Origin of the sequence: Tateyamaria omphalii (assembly GCF_001969365.1) — a bacterium.
GTDB classification, from domain to species: Bacteria; Pseudomonadota; Alphaproteobacteria; order Rhodobacterales; family Rhodobacteraceae; genus Tateyamaria; species Tateyamaria omphalii_A.
Genome location: NZ_CP019318.1, coordinates 1 through 20,042 on the forward strand (window position 1 = coordinate 1; position 20,042 = coordinate 20,042).

General features: G+C 60.0%; 17 protein-coding genes and 2 pseudogenes. 12 read left to right on the top strand and 7 right to left on the bottom strand.

Annotation, left to right across the window (positions count from 1 at the left end):
- Positions 1-18: 18 nt before the first annotated feature.
- From BWR18_RS21980 to BWR18_RS21940, 3 genes and pseudogenes are all read left to right on the top strand, one after another.
- Positions 19-879: a non-ribosomal peptide synthetase gene (locus BWR18_RS21980; RefSeq protein ID WP_076630941.1), complete on the top strand. Its 861-nt coding sequence runs from the start codon at positions 19-21 to the stop codon at positions 877-879.
- Between the two features lie 125 nt (positions 880-1,004).
- A pseudogene (locus BWR18_RS22460) lies at positions 1,005-1,120 on the top strand (4'-phosphopantetheinyl transferase family protein); the annotation flags it as partial.
- Positions 1,097-1,528: a 4'-phosphopantetheinyl transferase family protein gene (locus BWR18_RS21940; protein ID WP_076630885.1), complete on the top strand. Its 432-nt coding sequence runs from the start codon at positions 1,097-1,099 to the stop codon at positions 1,526-1,528. The pseudogene BWR18_RS22460 and the gene BWR18_RS21940, both read left to right, overlap by 24 nt.
- 4 nt (positions 1,529-1,532) lie before the next feature.
- On the opposite strand, the gene BWR18_RS21000 is transcribed toward BWR18_RS21940, so the two are convergent.
- Positions 1,533-2,753, bottom strand: coding sequence for a glycosyltransferase (locus tag BWR18_RS21000; protein ID WP_076630943.1), 1,221 nt, complete (start codon positions 2,751-2,753; stop codon positions 1,533-1,535).
- Positions 2,754-2,872: 119 nt separating this feature from the next.
- Here BWR18_RS21000 and BWR18_RS21005 point away from each other — a divergent pair, with 119 nt between their 5' ends.
- The gene (locus tag BWR18_RS21005; RefSeq protein WP_076630888.1) at positions 2,873-3,817 is read left to right on the top strand and encodes a hypothetical protein; all 945 of its coding nucleotides are present in this window, start codon (positions 2,873-2,875) and stop codon (positions 3,815-3,817) included.
- On the opposite strand, the gene BWR18_RS21010 is transcribed toward BWR18_RS21005, so the two are convergent.
- Both BWR18_RS21010 and BWR18_RS21015 read right to left on the bottom strand, forming a co-directional pair.
- Positions 3,818-5,182, bottom strand: coding sequence for an oligosaccharide flippase family protein (locus BWR18_RS21010; protein WP_172839445.1), 1,365 nt, complete (start codon positions 5,180-5,182; stop codon positions 3,818-3,820).
- A gap of 44 nt (positions 5,183-5,226) precedes the next feature.
- On the bottom strand, positions 5,227-5,775 hold the full coding sequence (locus BWR18_RS21015) for a tyrosine-protein kinase family protein (protein ID WP_254685028.1): 549 nt from the start codon (positions 5,773-5,775) through the stop codon (positions 5,227-5,229).
- Between the two features lie 30 nt (positions 5,776-5,805).
- Between BWR18_RS21015 and BWR18_RS22180 the strand changes: the two genes are divergently transcribed.
- The gene (locus tag BWR18_RS22180) at positions 5,806-6,003 is read left to right on the top strand and encodes a hypothetical protein (RefSeq protein ID WP_254685029.1); all 198 of its coding nucleotides are present in this window, start codon (positions 5,806-5,808) and stop codon (positions 6,001-6,003) included.
- Between the two features lie 49 nt (positions 6,004-6,052).
- Here BWR18_RS22180 and BWR18_RS21020 read toward each other — a convergent pair whose 3' ends face one another.
- From BWR18_RS21020 to BWR18_RS21030, 3 genes are read right to left on the bottom strand one after another with little or no spacing between them, the layout of a single operon-like run.
- Positions 6,053-6,328 carry a hypothetical protein gene (locus BWR18_RS21020; protein WP_076630891.1) on the bottom strand — a complete coding sequence of 92 codons (276 nt, stop codon included), beginning with the start codon at positions 6,326-6,328 and terminating at the stop codon, positions 6,053-6,055.
- The gene (locus BWR18_RS21025; RefSeq protein ID WP_076630894.1) at positions 6,325-7,590 is read right to left on the bottom strand and encodes a GumC family protein; all 1,266 of its coding nucleotides are present in this window, start codon (positions 7,588-7,590) and stop codon (positions 6,325-6,327) included. Before BWR18_RS21025 ends, BWR18_RS21020 begins: the two co-directional genes overlap by 4 nt.
- Positions 7,587-8,486, bottom strand: coding sequence for an ExeA family protein (locus tag BWR18_RS21030; RefSeq protein WP_076630897.1), 900 nt, complete (start codon positions 8,484-8,486; stop codon positions 7,587-7,589). The genes BWR18_RS21025 and BWR18_RS21030 overlap by 4 nt, the downstream gene beginning before the upstream one ends.
- Positions 8,487-10,616: 2,130 nt before the next feature.
- On the opposite strand from BWR18_RS21030, the pseudogene BWR18_RS21035 reads away from it, so the two are divergent.
- Positions 10,617-11,580, top strand: a pseudogene (locus tag BWR18_RS21035) (glycosyltransferase family 2 protein).
- Positions 11,581-11,604: 24 nt separating this feature from the next.
- Here BWR18_RS21035 and BWR18_RS21040 read toward each other — a convergent pair.
- Positions 11,605-12,312, bottom strand: coding sequence for a DnaA N-terminal domain-containing protein (locus BWR18_RS21040; RefSeq protein ID WP_076630899.1), 708 nt, complete (start codon positions 12,310-12,312; stop codon positions 11,605-11,607).
- Positions 12,313-12,680: 368 nt separating this feature from the next.
- Between BWR18_RS21040 and BWR18_RS21045 the strand changes: the two genes are divergently transcribed.
- The 6 genes from BWR18_RS21045 to BWR18_RS21070 all read left to right on the top strand — a co-directional run bounded on the left by BWR18_RS21045 (position 12,681) and on the right by BWR18_RS21070 (position 19,987).
- Positions 12,681-13,991 carry an AAA family ATPase gene (locus tag BWR18_RS21045; protein ID WP_438873658.1) on the top strand — a complete coding sequence of 437 codons (1,311 nt, stop codon included), beginning with the start codon at positions 12,681-12,683 and terminating at the stop codon, positions 13,989-13,991.
- Positions 13,988-15,052 (top strand): ParB N-terminal domain-containing protein, encoded by a 1,065-nt coding sequence (locus tag BWR18_RS21050; RefSeq protein WP_076630902.1) that lies wholly within the window; start codon positions 13,988-13,990, stop codon positions 15,050-15,052. The genes BWR18_RS21045 and BWR18_RS21050 overlap by 4 nt, the downstream gene beginning before the upstream one ends.
- 425 nt (positions 15,053-15,477) lie before the next feature.
- Positions 15,478-16,080: a polysaccharide biosynthesis/export family protein gene (locus BWR18_RS21055; protein ID WP_076630905.1), complete on the top strand. Its 603-nt coding sequence runs from the start codon at positions 15,478-15,480 to the stop codon at positions 16,078-16,080.
- A complete protein-coding gene (locus BWR18_RS21060) occupies positions 16,043-17,464 on the top strand; it encodes a hypothetical protein (RefSeq protein WP_157598981.1) in 1,422 nt (473 codons plus the stop codon). Before BWR18_RS21055 ends, BWR18_RS21060 begins: the two co-directional genes overlap by 38 nt.
- A gap of 490 nt (positions 17,465-17,954) precedes the next feature.
- Positions 17,955-18,668 carry a VPLPA-CTERM sorting domain-containing protein gene (locus BWR18_RS21065; RefSeq protein ID WP_076630910.1) on the top strand — a complete coding sequence of 238 codons (714 nt, stop codon included), beginning with the start codon at positions 17,955-17,957 and terminating at the stop codon, positions 18,666-18,668.
- A gap of 638 nt (positions 18,669-19,306) precedes the next feature.
- Complete coding sequence (locus BWR18_RS21070) at positions 19,307-19,987, top strand: sugar transferase (protein ID WP_076630912.1); 681 nt, start codon at positions 19,307-19,309, stop codon at positions 19,985-19,987.
- Positions 19,988-20,042: the final 55 nt, after the last annotated feature.

Genomic DNA, 20,042 nt, shown 5'->3' on the forward strand with positions numbered 1-20,042 from the left:
CTCACCGCCGAGCGTTTCGTGCCGGACCCGTTCTCGGCCAAAGACGACGCCCGGATGTATGCAACCGGCGATCTGGCCCGTTGGCTGCCAAGCGGAGAACTGGACTTCCTCGGGCGCGCCGACTTCCAGGTCAAACTGCGCGGCTACAGGATCGAACTGGGCGAGATCGAGACGGCCATCGACGGGTTGGACGGTGTTCGCCAGTCGGTGGCGATCGTCCGCGAGGACATCCCAGGCGTCCAGCAACTCGTGGCGTATCTGCTGGCCGATGGCAGCCCGGAAGAACCTGCCCTGAAGGTGGCCCTGGCCGAGGTGCTCCCTGCCCACATGATCCCGGGTCGCTTCGTGACACTCGACAGCTTCCCGCTCACCCCCAATAAAAAGGTCGACCGCAAGGCCCTGCCCGCTCCCACCGCGCCAGCGCGGCCCAAACCATTGACGCCCGCCGCCACGGACAGCGCACCAGCAACCGCCGCGAACAACGCTCCGGGCTTTGACGGGAACGTCACCGCCGCGATCAGCGGCATATGGACGTCGATCCTGGGTGTTTCGGACATCTCGGCGCGCGACAGCTTCTTTGATCTGGGCGGGCACTCCCTGCTTGCCGTACAGGCCCACCGCGAGATCAAGGCACAGCTGGGCGTCACCAAACTGTCGATCACGGACATCTTCCGCTTCCCCGTTCTGGGCGATCTTGCCAAGGCAGTTCAAAGCAAGCTGGAGTCGCCAGCCCCCAAACCGGCGGCCACAGCCCCGCAGCCCGCAAAGGTGCCCGAAACCGTCGGCGGAGGGGCCGCCGGCGCCGAACCCGCGCCATCCCGCACCGATGCCATGGCCCAACGCCGCGCGATGCGCGCTGCACGCCGCAAGGGCAGATGATAAATCTCGCGCGGCTGGCCGACATCGCCGCGCAGTATATGCCGGACGGCGCCGCTGCTGGGGTCGCGGACCCGTCCGCGCCCACAGCCGCCATACTGCCACAAGAACGTGCCGCAACGACGGGCATGATCGGCACGCGCTTGCGCGAGTTTTCCGCCGGTCGGGCCGCCGCCCGTCAGGCGATGGCACAGCTTGGCCTGCCTGCGGCAGCATCCCCATGCAAGGCAACCGCGCACCGCGCTGGCCTGATGGCCTCGTCGGATCCATCACGCACACATCGCAAGCCGCCCTCGCCATTGTCACCCGCAGCACCGCAGCGCGTTCCATCGGCATCGACCTCGAAGACGCGACCCCCCTGCCCCACGACCTCTGGGACGTGGTGCTGACACCCGCCGAACGCGCCCGCGCCCATGACGGCGCAACTGCAAAACGCATCTTTTCGTCCAAGGAAGCGGTCTACAAAGCGCAGTTCCCGATCACCGGGCAACGGCTGGAGTTCACCGACCTGTCCATCCAATTCGACGGATCGCACATGCGCGTGGACAGCACGCACCCGGCGGTCAAACCCCTGCTGCCGAAGCTGCATGCACAGTCGATTGAAACCCACCTCGGGGTCTACCTGTCGCTGGTGTTCATTCCAGCCGAATAACGCGCTACAGGCAGGCCTTTATGATCTCGCTGCGGTGTTCAAAGACGCTGTCCTCGTCAAACGGCTCACCGTCCCGGGCTGCACGTTTGATCAGGTCAGCCAGCGCAACCCGGTCCTGATCCAGCGCCACCACGGCCTCCGCCAGCGCTGCCACATCATCCAGCGGCACCAACCGACCACCCTGATGCGCTGCGATCAGATCGCTGGGATACGACCCGTCGTAGCCCACAATCGGCGTGGCCGACACAAGCGCCTCGATCAAACAGCGGGGCGATTCCGGCGTCTTGTGACAAAACAGAAAGATATGCGCGTCCCGCAGGTGCTGCATGACGACGTCACGGTCATCCACAAATCCGGCAAAGTGCACCTTCGCCTCGATCCCCGATGCGGCGACCAGCGCCTTCATCTCGGCTAGGTCAGGCCCATCGCCCAACCAGGTTGCCCGAAAATCAACGCCCTGCGCGTTCAGACGGGCCAGCACGGCAACCCAATCCTGCGGCCCTTTCATGGCGCTGGCGCGGCCCGTATAGACGATGTGGAGCGGCCCATCTGCAACCCCGGCGACTTTCGCCTGCACCTGTTCGGGCGCGATGTGATCGGATTTGCTCAGGTGGATATCATGGACAAGCTGCGGCTGCTCACAATAGGGCGCGTAGGTGTCAAAGGTTTCCTTGCCGTGAAACAGACCCAGAGTAGCGCGTCGGATGATGAATTTTTCCCACCACCACATCAGCCGATGCTCCAGCCGCGCACGCACACGGCGACGCCACAGATCATTGCTCGACGCTGTACGACGCACAACTTCGGATTCCACCCGGTCCGTCCAGATCGCAAAGGGCAAACCCGCGCGGTGCGCCTGCCACGCGGCAACGGATCCCCAATCACCCGTCAGGCCACCAATGGCAAAACTGAGGTAGTCGGCCTTGGCAATCTCGTCCCGGATCACGTCTCGACAGGCCCGATAATGCCGCGCGAACTGGTCCGGACGGTACGCCATGGGCAGCGGCACAAGACGAATACGCGCCATGTCCAGATCGGTATCACTGATCGGGATCCACCCATCCGGCAACGCACCGGACGTCACCGGGTTCATACAGACAACCTCGTCGAAATGCTCCGCCCACAACCGCAACCCGTTGCAGGCCTGGCTTTCCAGATGCAGCCCCGTATCCGTCTTCACCAGCGGCACAGGCGCATAGATCAACAATTTCCCAGATTTCGTCATAAAATAATACGGTCCGTCGTCGTAAAACAAAACGCAGCCCGTTCACCGGACTTGCAATAACCCATTGATCAATCACATATCTAAAGCAGCGATTATTGTCACCAAAGCACATTGTTTCCATGATCTTCCACCGCCTGAAACGCAAATCCGCCACACTGCTTTTTCTCTTTTTGTCGGCCTGCGGCCTGACAAGCAGGTGCGGCGTGCCCGACCCGCTGGCCGAGGCCGAGTTCAATGCGCTTTACGAAACCCCGCTTGCGCCAGCGACGTCCGGCCTGAGCGTCTACCACCTGGGCCACAGCCTTGTCGGACGCGACATGCCGGTCATGCTCGAACAGCTTGGCGGCGCCGATCACAGCTTCAACAGCCAACTGGGCTGGGGGTCGATGCTGCGCGAACACTGGGAACCGGACATGCCGGTCAAAGGGTTCGAACAGGAAAACCAGCACGTACAATACCGCGACCCGCACGCCGCACTGGCCGAAGGATCCTATGACGCGCTCGTGCTGACGGAATCGGTCGAGATCCGGGACAGCATCAAGTATCACAACCCCCAGGATTACCTGCACAAATGGGCCACAGCCGCGTGGGACGGCAATCCGCAAACTAGGATCTACCTGTACGAAACGTGGCACAACCTGGATGACCCCGAAGGATGGCTGACCCGCCTGGACCTGGACCTCGACCGGTACTGGGAAACCGAAATCCTGCGCCGCGCGCTCGCCCATGACGATGTGACCCAACCGATTTACGTCATCCCCGGCGGGCAGGTCATGGCCGCTTTTGCGCGCCGACTGCAGGACGCGGGGGGCATCGGACCGGTCAAAACGCACGAGGATCTGTTTTTCGACACGATCCACTTCAACGATTACGGCGCCTATCTGATGGCCCTGACCCACTACGCAGTGCTCTACGGTCGCAGCCCGGTGGGCCTTCCCCATGCCCTGCTGAAATCCGATGGCACGCCCGCCGACGATCCGGGACCGGAGCTTGCCGCGGCCATGCAGGAGACGGTGTGGCAAGTCGTGACCGGCTACGCCCCAAGCGGGGTGCGCGGCGACTGATCACTGGATCGCCAGCACCCGCAGCAACGCCTCTTGATTGATCCAAAACACGAAGGCGCCGCAAAGGACCGTCAGCGCCATAAAGAACCCGTCATGCAGCGGATCCTCGGCACGATAAGGCCGGATCATGCGATAAAGCACCGGGTAACTCAGGATAGCCGCGATGGGTTGCGCCGCCAATGCGCCAATCAAGCCGAAATGTATGACACCCAGCGCCAGAAGCCCGGTCTGCAGCACCGCGCGCAACGCCTGATAGGCCGTGAAAAGGCCGGACCGACCAGCCGACAGGAGCACAAAGGCATGGCCGCGAATGATCAGGCTGGGCATGAGCGACACACTCATCACCACCAGAATAGGCCCCGCTGCCCAATACTCGGTTGTGTACAACAACTCGATCAGCCACACGCCCAAAAGCGCCAGCCCGAACTGGATCGCGAACAGAAAGCCGGTCAGCCCGAACCGCGCCTTGGACAAGGCCCTGCGGTTGGCCTCGGACTCTGCGGGCGGACGCGCCGAATAGAGCGGATAGACCACCCGCACCGCGAGGTTGCCCATCAGGATCACAGGCACTGAACCAAAAAAATACGCGATGTTGTAAAAACCCAGATTGGCCAACGTAAAAAACTTCGACAGCAACATGCGGTCGCCGTTTTCGATGATGAAAGTCAGCCCTGAACTGACAAACAGGTACTTGCCGAAGTTAAACAGCTCAACGAAAGCCGCTTTTTCCAATTGCAGGCGGTTCGGATGACCCGGCAGCACCAGATGCGACAGAACGGCATGCAGCGCCTGTTGCACCATCATCCCTACCACAAGGGCCCAGACCGTTTCCCAGATCCACGCCACGACCACCATCACCACAATCGCCACGATCTGGCACCCCAGATCCAGGAACGTCACCCGCCCCAGATGGATGTTGCGCGACGCGGTGCCGATCTTGGTGGACCGCATCTCCATGATGAAAACGGTAAAGGCGAGGCCGAACATCAATTCGTACAGGATCGGCTCTTGGTAGAACTGCGCCACCGGGCCTGCAATCACGCAGCAGATCAGGCCCAGCAGCACGCCGCGCATCACCTGCAATGTCCAGGCCGTGTTCAGAAACACCGGGTCATTCCCGCGCTTTGACTGGACGATGCTGGCACTCAGGCCAATGTCTGAAAACATCTGCATCCCGGCCAGAAAAAGGGACAGGATGGCCATCAGGCCAAAGGCTTCGGGGAACAAAAGCCGGGTCAGGATCAGGTTTGACAGAAGACGCAGAAACTGTCCGCCCCCAAAGCCCAGAAAGGTCAGGAAGGACCCGCGCATGACCCGCGCGCCCATTCCGTCGCCAGACAACTGCCGCCGGATGACACCGATCATGCCAAACGGGCTCTCATCGGGTCGCGGCCCACGGTCATCACGCCTTATTCCGCCTTCACTGCACTGGGATGGCAGCCGTTCACGACGACGCCCAGGACGTTCGTGCTTTCCGCGACTTCCCGTTCGCATACGTCCAGCTGGCTGAACCGTGTCTTCTCGGCCAACGCGACGATCAACGCGCAATCGGTGTTTTTCAGAAACGCACGCGCGTGATCCCCACTCAAGATGGCAGGCAGGTCGAAAATCATCACATCGGGCTTGTACATGTCTTGAACACCGTCAAGAAATTCACCGATTTCATCCGAAAGGATCAGCTTGTTCGGGTCGGGTTCCGGTTGCGGCGAGATGACGACACCCACATTCTCCCTGATCCGCTTCGCATGTTCCGCAAGGGGCACCCGCCCGGTCAGAACGGACTTCAGACTGTGGCGACTTTCCAGGCCCAAAAACGTATGGATCGAAGGATCGCCAAGATCGAAATCAAAAAGCATTGTGCGCAGGTTGTTTGCGCGCCCGAGGCCCAGGGCCAGGTTGCACGCAATCGTCGTCTTGCCGCTCGCCGGTTCGGGGACGTGATCGCCAACCGGCTCCACCCGTTTTGCTGCATCTGCAACAGTGTTTTCGTGCGCAAAACGTCAAATGATGCCGCACTCGTGTCCGGCGCTTGCGACACGACGCGGTGCTTGCGCAAGGTCGCATCGGACAGGTGCACTGTCTCCAGATCGTCCCATGCCGCCGAAGACGCAGGCTGTGTGCCGGAGCGTGGTCTGACCGGTACGCTGTCCGACCGTTGGGACCGCGCCCGTGCCAAAGCGGCCTGAAGTTTTCCATACTATGTCCGCTCCATTGCAGCCGTCCCGCTGCGACGTCCTAAATCAATCCCAACCGGGCCAAAATCTTGTTTGCAATTATCTCAAGCGGCATGACCTCTGTGTGAACGTAATACAATCCGGCTGGCACCAGCGCGACAACCGCCAACATCGCCACCACTTTGAGGATCCGGCGCCGAATCCGCTCCGCCCGCGTGTCCAAATGTGGGACGACACCGATCGGGACGATGTTGAAGCGCGATTGCAGTTCGTTTGGGTGCCGGATTTTCTGGTTCAGAAGCTCGAACAGAACAAAGAGGCCAATGGCAAGCATCATACCGCCCCTACACCGGCGACCGCGATTTTCATGCGCGGCGGACCGGATGGCACTTGCGGCACGACAGCGCCCTCAATCAAACTGATGCGCTGGCCCTGGGCGTTGACCTCCACCCGTTCGGCCATGCGCGCCTGGTTCAGGTTGTTCACCGACGTGTTGTAACGCGTGCGAATGCTCTCCAGATCGCGCTCCAAACGCTCCAGCGTGATCGAGTTGGTCGCAGTTGCCGCCAAGGCGCGCGCCAGCTTCTCCAGCTCGGCATTGATGCGGACGATCTCAAGGTCGATTTCCTGAATGCGCTGGTCCATCTCGGTCAGTTGCAGGTCCAGGAACGACGGCTCGGAACTTTCGGCATCCGTTTCGTCCCTGGGCCCTGCCCCTGCAATGCTGCGTTCCAGCTGTTCGATCTGACCGACGATCTGGACCAAACGGGGATTTGTTTCAGAATAGATCGTGCGCGCCTCGGCCAGTTCCAGTTCCAGGTCTTGCAGGCGCCGTTCTTCGGGTGACAGTTCCCGACGCACGGTTGATCCAAGCCGCCCTGTCGCTTCAAACACCGCAATCATCTCGCTGCGATTGCTCACTATCGACGCGCGGTCTTGCTCAAGCCGACTTAGCCGCTCCTGCAAGGTGGATTGGCGGTCTTGCCGATACAGAAGGTCTTCGGGCAGGGCGTCCACATTTGCATTCTTGAACGCGATGATCCGATTGGATTGCGCATCAATTTCATCCGCCAGCCGGTCAGTTTCCTGCGCAAAAAAGGATACGGTGTTTTCAACCCGTTCCCGGCGGAAGAAGCTGTTGGCCTCCAGCACCAGCGTCACGTAATCGTTGACAACCTCGGCCGCGACCGACCCGCGCGAGGCGCTGAACGAAATCGACATCAGCGTCGCCTGGTTGTTCCCGCTGGACCGGCGGATGCTGGTGCTTTCACGCATGGCCTCGACAATTCTGTCCGGCGTCATCGCGTCGATATCTTCGAAAACCTCGTATTTCTGCGCAATATCAAGCAGGTTGGCCCGCGTCAGCAATTGCTCTTCAATCACCTGCAACTGTTCGCCGGCTTCCGTCTCCACAACATTACGGCCCAGTTCGATCGTGATCTTGGGCGCTTCGACCTGAAGGCGCGCCATGGACGAATAGACCGGCGGCAATTTGAACGCGGCAAAAACCGCCAACCCCGAACATACCAGAACGATCAGCATCATCAGCGGCATTCGGCGCAACAGCAGCATCCAGTAAAAACGCAGCGGCAGGGTCATTCGGCCGCCTCCCCGGTGCGCGGCCCAGGCATCGGAACCGCATATCGGTTGGACAGAAACAAGGGCCGGATCGGTGCGGTCAGGATCACGCCGTCCGCCAGCAATTCTTCGATCAACGTTGCATCAACCACGGTCTTGTCGGCACTCACGGCGTAGACAAGCGCAAGGTCGCAGATCTTGTTGATCTCGCGGGGGATACCGCCACTGATCTGATGGATCAGCGTCATGGCGTCTTCGGTGAACTCTTCGCCGCTGCCCCCGACATGCTGCAAGCGCGACGCAATGTAGGCGCGGCTTGTGCACCGGTCCATCGGGTCAAGGTGATAACTGACGGACACCCGTTGCGCGAACTGGCGCAATTCGGGCTGCGAAATCATCTCGCGCAGCTCCGGTTGGCCGAGCAGAACAAGCTGCAACAGCTCATCCTTGCCTGAATTGACATTGGTGAGCATCCGCAGCTCTTCCAGCGTTTCCGATGACAGGTTCTGTGCCTCGTCAATGATCAGCAACACCGAATGGCCCGCCGCATATTGCCCGATGACGAAATCCACGAATTGCTGGTGCAGGGCCACATAGTCAGCCGTCGGGTCGGCCTGCTGGTCAAAGGCATTCAGCACCCACCGCAACAGCTCGCCCCGTCCCCCCTGCGCATTCGAAATCAGCCCGACAACGACCTCACCATTGATCTGCGCAATCAGCGCCTGCAGCAGCGTGGTTTTACCCGCGCCCACTTCGCCGGTCAGCACGGTGATGGGCGCCTGCGTGATCAACCCGTATTCCAGAACGGAAAAGGCGCGCGTATGCCCTTTGGACCAGTAAATAAAATCCGGATCCGGCAGAAGCGCGAAGGGGCGTTCCCGGAACTGGAAATGCTGTAGATAAAGGTCCGTTTTCAAGGAACTATCCGAATGCTCTGAACTAAACTGTCTTTTGTATTCTGCTCTTACAGGCTTGGCGACTGTATCACCTAACATCATTTTGCGACAAGGTTTATCGCAGCCACAAAACCGTGCGCAGCACCCGGATTGTTGCCCGAATTGCACCGCTGACCGCCCCATTTCAATCTGGCGTGGCATTCCCGCGCGCCGCAGATTTGATCCCGCATCGAAACCGACCTGAATCACGGCACCTCGGCACCGCACCAAATCGCGCGATCAGATCAGATCCCAAGAGCCACAGGCAAGCGCATATCGCATCCCGCGCCCCGTCCACGATGGTCGCACGCCGCCCTGCCCTTGGCAGACCGACCATAATCGCCCTAAACTGTCTGCGTGCGGAAATGGAACACCCGCATATTGCAAAAATTGTGCAATAAGCCCTTTTGAAAACCGTTTGAACCACACAAAAAACAGAATTTTGAATACGATGGTCTCGATGCAGCATGACGTAAACCGCGGACGCCAGAAATGATACCTCCAGTCTTTGCGCTGCTCAGCTGGCCGGTCGTGGTCAGCCTGATCTGCCGTGGACGCGGCCTGCAAATCACCATCCTGGTGACGATCCTGGGCGGCTATCTGTTCCTACCGGAACTTCATGCCATCGACCTGCCCGCCCTTTACGAACTCAACAAGGTATCAATCCCCGCCTACACCGCTCTGGTCATTGCCATTGTTGCGATCTCGCGGACGTCGAATGCAGGACGCGGGGGAATCGCGGCCCCGGACCCCGGCACATCGCAGTGGCTGGACGGCTGGATCCCCCGCATGCGCCTGCCCTTGCTCTTGATCGGTCTGACGATGATCGGCGCGGTCATGACGGTGGTGACAAACCGCGACCCGATCATCGAACTCGACATCTACAATTGGCCCAGGGGCATCGTGGGCGAGGACGTATTCATCACGGGCCTGCGCATGCAGGACGCGGGCGCCAGCATCCTTGTCGTCATCGTCTCCCTGATCCCGATGCTGCTGGCGCGCAAATTCTTCGCACATCCCGAAGGTCAAAAGCTGCTCCTCGCGGGCTTCTGCATCGGCGGGCTGATCTACGTCCCGCTCGCGATCTTCGAGGCGCGGATGTCTCCGCAACTCAACCAGTGGATTTACGGGTTCTTCGCACATCTGTGGTCGCAGCACGTGCGCGGCGACGGGTTTCGGCCCATCGTCTTTCTCAGCCACGGGCTGATGGTGGCCCTCTTCATGTCGACGGCACTGATCATCTCGACCGGTCTGGCACGGGTGCACACGGGACGCATGCGCACACGCTTCCTCGTGGCGGCGGGCGTCCTCGTGGTGGGACTGCTGATTACCAAATCCCTGGGCGCTCTGGTGATTGCCCTGTTTCTGTGCCCCATCCTCCTCTTTGCGCCGCGCTGGGTTCTCCTGTTGATCACGGCCTCGGTCGTCAGCATCGCCCTGCTCTACCCGATTGTCCGCGGCACGTCGCTCATCCCGGTCGAAACGGTCGTCCAACTGGCCGCCCAGGTGAACCCAGATCGCGCCGCCTCCTTACTCTATCGCCTGAATTTCGAGGAACAGCTGCTGGCCCGCGCGCAAGAACGCCCGCTCTTCGGCTGGGGCAGCTGGGGGCGCGATCTCTATCTCGGCAATGGCGAATTTGCCGTGCCCGACGGGGAATGGACCCTCGTGCTCAGCCGCTCGGGCTGGTTCGGCTTCATCGGGCGCTTCGGGCTCATGTTCATACCGGTCATCCTCCTGCTGTGGCGCTGGCGTCGGGATGGCATCGGCATGGAAACTGCCGTGATCGCCACCGCGCTGACAGCTGCGGCCATCGACTTGATCCCCAATTCGGGCATGACACCGGACAAGTGGCTGTTGGCCGGTGCGCTTTGGGCCGGCTTGAACTGGGCCGGGTCACGGCCACCGCCAACGAAGAGGTACCCGACCCCCCTGCCCTGCGTCTGCGCCCCGGTTACGCGCGCCCCGTCGCGCCGGTCGCCGTCACCCGCGATGCCACGTCCGGCGCCCCGAACGACCACGACCGCGCAGCAGGTCCTCGCTACACCAGGCAGTCACAGCGCATCGCGCGTGGCCGCAAGGCCCCGGACGCAAAGCTTTACAGAAGGTAACATGTCGCTCGGTGTCATCATCATCGGTCGCAACGAAGGCGACCGCCTTGTTCGCGGCCTCGCGTCGGTTCAGACAGCGGCCCGAATCATCTATGTCGACAGTGGCTCAACCGACGGCTCGCAAGAGGCCGCGCAACGGGCAGGCGCAGAGGTGGTCGCCCTCGACATGTCGCAGCCCTTCACCGCCGCGCGCGCCCGCAATGCGGGACTTGAACAGATGCGGGTCCACGGTAAGACGCCCGAGTTTGTCCAGTTCATGGACGGGATTGCGAACTCAGGTCAGGCTGGTTTGAAACCGCGCGCGCCTTTCTGATCGACCACCCGGATGTGGGTGTCGTCTTCGGACGGCGCCGCGAACGCTTCCCCGATGCCACGATCTACAATCGGCTCTGCGATTGGGAATGGGACGTTCCCTTGGGCGAGGCGCGCGCCTGCGGTGGCGACGCTCTGATGCGCATGACCGCATTACAGGCCATCGGCGGCTACAACCCGACGCTGATCGCGGGGGAAGAGCCCGAGATGTGCGTACGGATGCGGGCCGCCAGCTGGAAGGTTTGGCGGCTCGACGCCGAAATGACGTGGCATGACGCGGCCATGACCCGGTTTGGCCAGTTCTGGTCGCGGGCGCGCCGCGCCGGTCATGCCTGGGCCGAAGGGGCGTCAATGCACGGCGCCCCACCGGAACGGCATTGTGTCACCGACGTGCGCCGCGTCCTGATCTGGGGGCTCGCCGCGCCCGCGGCAATCATTGCCCTCGCGCTGCTGCTTGGCCCTTGGCATTGGCCCTCTTCGCGGTTTACCCGCTGCGGGCGGTGCGCATGGCCCGACGTAGCGGCGGGGGGCGCACCGATTGGGAACGGGCCGGGCTGATCGTGCTGGGCCAGTTTGCCGAAGCCATCGGTGCGCTTGAATTCTATCTGCGCCGACTGGCGGGTCGCCCGCGCGGATTGATTGAATACAAGTAGCGCACGGCGCGCGCCCCTGCCCTGTCAGGCAAAGACCAGCGCGCGCATGGCTCCAAACTCCGTCTCAACGGCAGACCGCAATTGCTGCGCCAAATGCGTCTCTATGTAACGCTCCACGAACCGGCTCGGCGCCTTCAGCGTCAGCGTCCCGTCCACGAAACCTTCGAACTCCAGCCGGTCAAACCACGCCGCGAAAACGGCCGTGTCCGTGTGTGCCAGATCCTCCCGCACCCGGTCCCATGGTGCTTGCCCATCCGCCTCTGCCGGACCAACCCTTGCGTTCACATAGTCCTGAAGCGAGATGACTTTCACCGCCGTGTTGCCAACCCGTTCCCGCATCCGCTGCTCGAAATCCGGCCCGATCAACGCCCAACCCGGCTCAGACAGCTCAAGGATGCGCGCGATGTTCAATCGGTACGCGGCCACCCTGCCCCGCACGCCAGGACGTGTGCAGACAAGGATCTCCAGCCCGGTGAGCCGCTTGATCTCGCGCTTTACTGTGCGTTCGTTGACCGACCACATCCGCGCCATCTCTCGCTGGCCAACACACAGTTCGTCCCGCTTCCAGTTGTAGCGTGCGGTCAGCAGGCTTATCAGTCGGGTCATGGATGTCATCGTGACACCCGGACTGGCCAGACCGACCACCGACAACCCGGCCAGCAGGTCGTACTTGAAGGACGCCGCACCGGGACCGGTCAAGCGTGTTGCATTCTGCAAGGGGGCGCTTGTCATGCTGCTCTCTGCCTCTGTGTTCGTCCTCTTTGGGACGATTCGAACTCTGCAATGATTAGCGCTGAATTCCCGTTTTCTGTCAAGCCAGATGGAAAAGCGGGATTTTGTGTCGTGGCTTTCAAAAATGATTTAGAAAAAGGTTCTAATGGTATTGGGTGACATCTAATGACACCTAATCAGCGGCCCGGTGTCACCTAAATGTAGGTTTCAGGCTCGCAATGACACCATAATACGGTGTTCAGCCACGAAAATTGATGCATGTCCGTCTACGAAGGCCCGCTCAGGCTCTAAGCCACGCGTTTTTTGTTTTGCGGTATTTGGAAAATCGCGTTATTCCGAAAACCGAGCAGAACAACGCGAGGTCCACCGTGCCAAACCACTCCGATCTGTTGCGCATGAACGAGCGCAGCCTTGCCCAGCAAGCCGCCGTGCGCAAGGCGACCTTCTCTCCGGGCGAGGTGAAAACGCTGCGCACCTTCTCGATCTGGGAAATCAGCCAGTTCATGTTGGACGTCCCCGCAGACACCCTGCGCAAGAAGCTGTCGGACGACCCCTCCCTGCCCCAGGGCGAAACACAGGATGACGGGCGCCAGCGCTGGTTCTCGCTCGAGGACATCAACGAACTCCGCCGCCGCCTGCGCTTCCGCGGCCGGTCACTCTTGCCCGCGCGCCCGGCGGGACGTGCGATGCGCGTCGCGGTGTCAAATTTCAAGGGCGGCGTTGGCAAGACGGTTGTGGCCCAACACCTTGCGCATGCGGCAGCACTCGACGGCTACCGTGTACTTCTGGTCGATTTTGACCCACAGGCGACACTGACCCACTCGATGGGCCTGACGGATGTGCGCGAATGGAACACCGTCTGGGGCGTGATGTGCCGCGATCTGTGCAAGGAAGCGGACCGCATCATGGCGGGCTACGATGATCCGGACGACTGCCCCTTCCCTGCGTCCGAGGAGCTGCCGCAGGATGTGCAGTCCATCGGCGCGCAGCGGGTTCAGGACTTTATCCAGCCGACGTGCTGGTCAACCATCGACATTATCCCGTCCTGTGCCAACGCAGCTTTTGTCGAGTTCGCCTCGGCCCAGTACCGCGCGTTGCACAAGGCGTGGAGCTTCTTTGGCTGTGTCGCCCGCTACCTCGATGAGCTTCCCGACGATCAGTATGACATAATCCTCTTCGACTGCCCGCCGGCCATTGGATACCAGTCTCTAAATGCGGCTTTTGCAGCAGATATCCTCTACATCCCGTCCGGTCCCGGCTATTGGGAATATGACAGCACCACCAGCTATCTGGGGCAACTTGGCGATGCCATGGCCGACATCTCCGAAGGATTTGCGGCCCACGCAACGGACGCTGGGATAACCTTGCCGAAAGAGTTTGCTGACATCCGGATGCTCATGACCCGGTTCGAAGCGACAAACCCTTTGCACATCGCGATGATGGATGCGTTTCGCAACGTGTTCGGATCAAGCGTCTGTCAGCACGCCATCGAAATGACGCGGGCGGTCGAGCAGTCGGGCCGGTTTCAGATGTCAGTCTACGAGCAGGACTATCGGCAGATGACACGCGAGACCTGGAAGCGGGCGCGGCAGAGTTTTGACCGCGCTTACGGGGAGTTCCTGGGCACCGTGCTGACGGCATGGCCCGGGACATGCAGCACGCGGGAGGCGGCAGAATGAGCGGCACGAACAAATTCGGCTTTGCGCCCGTCGATACCGACACCTCTACACCCAAGCGCACGCGCACGCCGGGCCCCATGGGCGCGGCGGTGCGTGACACCGCGGAGACGCTGGCGGATACGACCGAAGCCAAGGTCGAGCAGCGCCGCCGCAACGCCGAGGACGCGCGCAAGTTTCGTGACGCGCAAGAAGGCGGCCTTCTGCTGGTGGAGTTACCCGTGGGTAACGTCCTGACCGACGACCTGCCGCGCGACCGGCTCGTGCTGGAGGAGGTCGCTGTGTCCGAAGAGATGGACGAGCTCAAAAGCTCGATCCGTGCGCGAGGTCAGAAGGAACCGATTGAGGTCTACGAGACTGCGCCGGGGCAATATCAGCTCAAGAAGGGTTGGCGGCGCCTGACGGCCTTGCGCCAGTTGCTGTCGGAAACGGGCGATGATCAGTTCGCGCAGGTGATCGCGCGGGTCGAGGCTGGTGACGGGGACCGGCTGCTGCGTTACGTGGATATGGTCGAAGAGAACGTCGTGCGCGAGGATTTGACCTTTGCCGAGATGGCGCAGGTCGCCATCACCGCGGCCCAGGATCCCAGCGTTCCCGAGACTGATCCGGCAGAGCTTGTGTCCAGGCTTTATGGCGCGTTGATCAAGACCAAGAGGTCTTACATCCGCAGCTTTGTTTTCCTGCTGACGGTCCTGGGCGATGATCTGAAATGGCCCAAGGCGGTCCCTCGGAACCTCGGCGTCAGCGTTGCGCGGGCCATCAAGTCAGAGCAACAGATCGTTCCCTTGCGGGCAGAGCTGAGCGCGTGCGGCAGCGCGGAGCATCAGACGCGTATTCTGACGGAGTTTCTGGCGGGTGACAAAAAGCCGGAGGAGGGGGCCGGGTCCAAGCCAGAACCACGACAGAAGCTGGAGTTCTTCGTCGGTAAGACAAAGGTGACGGCGCGCGATGGCGAGTTGCGGATTGTCAGCACCAGCGACTTTGCCAACACCTCTCGGCAGACGCTGGAAGAGGCGGTGAAGGCATTCGAAGGGGTGCTGAACGGCACGCCACGCATCCGGTAGGGTTACCCACGGGTAACCGTCTGCGGGTGGTCTGTGCGCAGCACACAGTCAGAAGCGATCTCAATATTATGTTAAATAATGCCAGGCAAGACTGCGCCCTGTCTTGTTCGGGGTCTGCGTCCAAACATGCTCAAGAAAACGACCAGCGGAGCCTGCGACCCATGACCAATCTTCGTGAGCGCGGTGTCTTGGGCCGCGCTTGAGGGTTCTGAAAGGGCAGGACAGGTGACCCGGTGCCCCCGCACTGCGTACTCAGACGTTCAAGGCGCCTGCGTGTTCGTCGCGTCGTCTTCTGGCCAGCGTGTCAAAAAGAGAACATAACGCACCAAAACCTGCACGGATGAAACAAAATTTCTTTGCCGTTCATGCTGATGACCCTAGGACAAGGGCACCGAGCACAAAATCCGACAGGAACAAAACCTGTGATGCGTATCGTTGTAACTCTATTTATCGCCATGGCCGTTTTGGTGAGTACGTTTTCGTATGCCGAGGCCCAAAGCAATTATCGCGTGCGCACCGGCGACACGCTGGAAATTCAGGTTCTCGAAGACCCAAGCCTGAACAGAGCGGTGCGCGTGCTGCCCGATGGTCGGTTCAGTTTTCCGTTTGCGGGCACACTCCGGGCCGCCGGTCTGACCATCCCGCAAATCGAACGCAACATCCGTGTGGGCATTGCCGACAACTTTGCCAACGAACCGAACGTGTTCGTTTTCGTGGTGCCGGAAGAGCGTGAAGAGCTGGACCCGGAAACCATCAACATCTACCTGCTGGGTGAATTCAACACGCCGGGGCTTGCCGAGATGCCGCCGGGCACAACCATTCTTCAAGCCCTTTCGATGGGCGGCGGGATGACGCGGTTCGCAGCGGTCAAACGCGTGCAACTGCGGCGCACCGATGAAAAAACGGGCCTGCAAACGGTTCGAAATATAAACTTTAGGGCCCTGTCAAACGGGGCGGCATTGAGCAACGATATAGTGCTGAAGGACGGGGATGTTATTCTTGTACCAGAAAGGCGCTTGTTCGAGTAAGAAGCGCGATCAGGCGGGTACGGGCGCGCCACTCTACTGGGTTAAACTGCTTGGGGCGGGCACTGTGTGTGTTTCGGCCCTTGCGCTGACTGGACAGGCACAAGAAGTGCCGGAAGGGGCGCAGCGGATAACGCTGGACGTGCGCACAGGGCTTGAATGGTCTGACAACCCTGACCTTGTCGTTGACGGTGACAGTCGTTTCGTCAGCCGTACCCGGCTGGACTTTGCGCTCGAGCGGCGCACCGACATTGACCGTCTGACTTTTGGAGCCGCGGGGGACGTGGTTCTCGGGGAAGACACGGATGACGTTGTTGAGAACCCGGAGTTCAGGCTGCGATGGGATCGGGATGTGGGTCGCTCGCGCCTTGGCGCGGGCCTGACATATGAAAGCATCGAATTGGACAGCACGGGGTTTGCGGACGGGGTCAGCGCAGACAGCGTCGATTTCAGCACCTTTGACGGTGGAACGCGGCGCCTTGCCGGGATTGACGTTGATGGCGCATGGGGCGTTGGTGGCCCACTTGGCGCGACGTACAGCCTGTCGCAAGACCGCATTACATATGACGGAACCGATGACCCCACTTTGCTGGATGCGGATTCGCGGGATTTTCGGTTTGCCCTTACCGGCGCGCTGGATCGCACGACGACACTGGGGCTGATCGGGTCGTATTCCGAGTTTGATGAAGATGGCGCAGGCGCGCTGGACACACGGTCCGTGCGGCTTGGCGGTGAGTTGCGGTCAGAGATCACGCAGACGATGACCGGGCGGTTTGCTCTTGGCTGGCAGGAAGCCGAGGAAACGGGCGCAGACACGACGCAGTCGGAGGGCGTGTTTGTCGACGGTGAGCTGACCTGGGCGCTGCCCAACGGAACCGCAGGCATTGTTTGGGACAGTCCCATCGAAGTGGACCGGCGGCGCACAACCGTTCGGTTCCAACGCAGTCTTGAACTGCCGCGTGGCGGCTTGGGGTATTCGATCGGCGCCTCGCGCGCGGCCGGGTTGGGCACCCGACCACTTGTAGGCTTGAATTGGGAATACGAGATGCCGCGCGCCAGATTTGTCGCCGACTTGTCCCAGACGCCCGCGACGACCCGCGACAATGTCCAAACCATCAACTCTGTGCTGAGCCTGAACTTTAACCAGCAGCTGACATCACGCGGCAACCTGGATGTGCTGTTTACCGTGCGGGATGGAAATGAAGACGGGGAAGGCGCCGTCGATAACCGGCGCGTCGGGCTGGATGTGACGTACCGCCATGATCTGGCTCAGGATTGGGATCTGGTGGGGCAGTTTTCCTCTGTGCATGTGTCGGAGGATGATGCTGAAGATCGCAGTTCCAATACGATTTTCATCGGGTTGGAGAAGCGCTTTGGCTGGAACTAGCGCCATCGCTGCGGCTGGTGAACGGCGATGGTTGTCTGACCGCGGCACCACGGTCAGCGATAGGATTGGGAATTGGGGGCAGGGGGCTGACGTTACCTGTGCAGCAGGCCCGCTTTGCCCGGATGGTTTTGCCGCGCGATCATGGCCAGGGAAATCGCCCCGAATCTCTCAACGGCGGATATTGGAGCATCCTTGAGCGGATGTGCGCGCATTACGGTCTGTGCGATTCGATTCAGGTTGCCGTCAGGCAGCGGGGTCACACCCCCAGCGGGAATAAATTCAATTAAGAGTAGTATATTGTGATTTCAAGTTGATGTTAGCGTCTTTCAATGGCGGATAAAGCGACCGTTTCAACCTGCGGTCGGTTTACAAGGTTGATTTGAATGAACAAAGTGCGTTAACGAAATGGTAAGCAAGTTTTCGCCGATCTCATGTGACGCAAATCCAGTGCTTTTGATGGTGCAATGTTTAACGCGGTACGGATAAAAAAATGACTTTTTACAACTCCTTTCGATCAGCATCTGTGGCTGCTGTCCTGACAGCAACCGCTGGCGTGGCAGGTGCCACGACGATCAACTTTGATACATACGAATCCTACAATCGCGGATCGAACAGCTACACGAGCACGGACGGCCAGGTGTCGGTCGGCGTCGATGGCGTGCAAGTGTCGAGCGACGGCACGATTGTGAACACCAGGAACTTCTGGACAGCCAGCTGGGAAGGCCCGGACAATAGCGGTGGCCTTGGCGTGTATGATTGCCGCCTTGCGAACCTGTGCCTCGACAACACGAAGATTGACGGCAGCGGTCCTGACGAGTTTGCGCTGATTGATTTCGGCAACCTGATCGTTGAAATCACATCGGTCACATTCTCGTATTGGGACAGCACCGATACGTTCGCTTTCGGCGTATACGAGGACACGAACCTGCCAGCCGGGGCCTTGATCTATGAACAAGACCTGAGTGACGGCAACGAAAACCCGTACACGTTCAATTTTGCGCCTGGTCAGATTGTCGGATCCATCATCGGATTTGGCGCTGATAGCTGGCGTGACAGTTTCCGCCTGAACAGCATTTCGTTCGACATTGTGTCGGCCGTTCCGCTGCCCGCAGGTGGTCTGCTGCTTTTGACCGGTCTGGGCGGGCTTGCTGTGATGCGTCGCCGCAAGAAGGCTGGCCCGGTTGTGGCTTCGGCCGCTGCATAAGGCCAATTGATTACGAAACCCCGCGGGTATGCTCGCGGGGCCAAGTTGAAGACGAGTGAAGGTGCCGCGTTTTTTGAAAGCGGTGTAGTTAAATATACTAAAGCAAATTTTTTAGTCCCTCAGGGACACCGATAATTGTCAATGACTTCGACCGGGATCGGCCTAAGCGCCACAGCCGGTTGTTCTACAGTACATGGCCTTTCGACTGCTCATATAACGGTGGTCGGAAGGTCGACGTTTAAGGCGCGGCGGCGCGGAATTAATTCTGCGCAATTGTGTCGAGGCGAATTGAAAACCCGATTCTCGGGACCTGAAAGTATTGTTCTAATTAAGGAATTTCTATGACAACGATGATTCGGATGTTGTGACACCGGCGCATCAAATGATTAAGGAAAGGTATTCCTTACTTCCCGAAAGGAGAGAATTCGGGCACTCATAAGTTGAAGTAAACGAAGTGGAAACAATCCTTTTCTTCAAATTTGAGTAAATTGAGCAATATCACGCTGATTTCTTCTTTGGGGGGTAGTTAAGAAATGGTAAAGATACGTTGAAGGGGCGCTGACAGGCGCAGGAATAACGCGGATGGTAATTAATTTTTTTGCGCGCCAGGTTACTGCTAACTTGGCGGGGGTATTCTTATGACAATTCAACCCGTTAATTTCGACGGACAGCTGGCTGTCTTGCAGGCCGGTCATCATGATGATCGTCTCGACAGCTTCTATCACAAGTACGCAAAGCGGTGCCTGGACCTTGTGCTGGTGATCGCGTCGGCGCCTATCGTGCTGCCGGTGATGCTGCTGATGGTTCTGATGGTCTACCTGGACGGTGGTAAGCCGATCTATTCCCAGATGCGCCTGGGCCGCAACGGCCGTGCATTTCGCATCTGGAAGATCCGCACGATGACTGTCGATGCCGACGCGCGTCTGAAGGATTACCTTGCTGCGAACCCGAAGGCCCGCGCGGAGTGGGATGCGACGCAAAAGCTCAAGAATGACCCGCGCATCACGAAAACCGGTTGGTTCCTGCGCAAATCCTCGATGGACGAGCTGCCGCAGCTGCTGAACGTGTTGACCGGTTCGATGTCGTTGATTGGACCGCGGCCGATGATGGTGTCGCAAAAGATGCAGTATCCCGGCACTGCCTATTACAAGCTGCGTCCCGGCATCACGGGTCCGTGGCAAGTGTCGGATCGCAACAACTGCAACTTTGCCGACCGTGTTCATTTCGATGATCAATACGCGCGTACGGTGTCGCTGCAAACGGATGTGAACCTGCTGGTTAAGACCGTGTCGGTCGTACTGAAAGCCACCGGGTACTAGGACGTGGGATCATTGTCGGTGAAACGTCTGACTTTCGGGCGACGGGAATGGCCCT

What these genes read in the sequence shown, in the direction of transcription:
- BWR18_RS21000 (WP_076630943.1), bottom strand. Translation starts at nt 2,753, where the DNA reads ATGACGAAATCTGGGAAATTGTTGATCTATGCGCCTGTGCCGCTGGTG.
- BWR18_RS21040 (WP_076630899.1), bottom strand. Translation starts at nt 12,312, where the DNA reads ATGACAAGCGCCCCCTTGCAGAATGCAACACGCTTGACCGGTCCCGGT.
- BWR18_RS21065 (WP_076630910.1), top strand. Translation starts at nt 17,955, where the DNA reads ATGACTTTTTACAACTCCTTTCGATCAGCATCTGTGGCTGCTGTCCTG.
- BWR18_RS21010 (WP_172839445.1), bottom strand. Translation starts at nt 5,182, where the DNA reads ATGATCGGTGTCATCCGGCGGCAGTTGTCTGGCGACGGAATGGGCGCG.
- BWR18_RS21005 (WP_076630888.1), top strand. Translation starts at nt 2,873, where the DNA reads ATGATCTTCCACCGCCTGAAACGCAAATCCGCCACACTGCTTTTTCTC.
- BWR18_RS21050 (WP_076630902.1), top strand. Translation starts at nt 13,988, where the DNA reads ATGAGCGGCACGAACAAATTCGGCTTTGCGCCCGTCGATACCGACACC.
- BWR18_RS21060 (WP_157598981.1), top strand. Translation starts at nt 16,043, where the DNA reads ATGTTATTCTTGTACCAGAAAGGCGCTTGTTCGAGTAAGAAGCGCGAT.
- BWR18_RS21025 (WP_076630894.1), bottom strand. Translation starts at nt 7,590, where the DNA reads ATGACCCTGCCGCTGCGTTTTTACTGGATGCTGCTGTTGCGCCGAATG.
- BWR18_RS21020 (WP_076630891.1), bottom strand. Translation starts at nt 6,328, where the DNA reads ATGATGCTTGCCATTGGCCTCTTTGTTCTGTTCGAGCTTCTGAACCAG.
- BWR18_RS21070 (WP_076630912.1), top strand. Translation starts at nt 19,307, where the DNA reads ATGACAATTCAACCCGTTAATTTCGACGGACAGCTGGCTGTCTTGCAG.
- BWR18_RS21940 (WP_076630885.1), top strand. Translation starts at nt 1,097, where the DNA reads ATGCAAGGCAACCGCGCACCGCGCTGGCCTGATGGCCTCGTCGGATCC.
- BWR18_RS21055 (WP_076630905.1), top strand. Translation starts at nt 15,478, where the DNA reads ATGCGTATCGTTGTAACTCTATTTATCGCCATGGCCGTTTTGGTGAGT.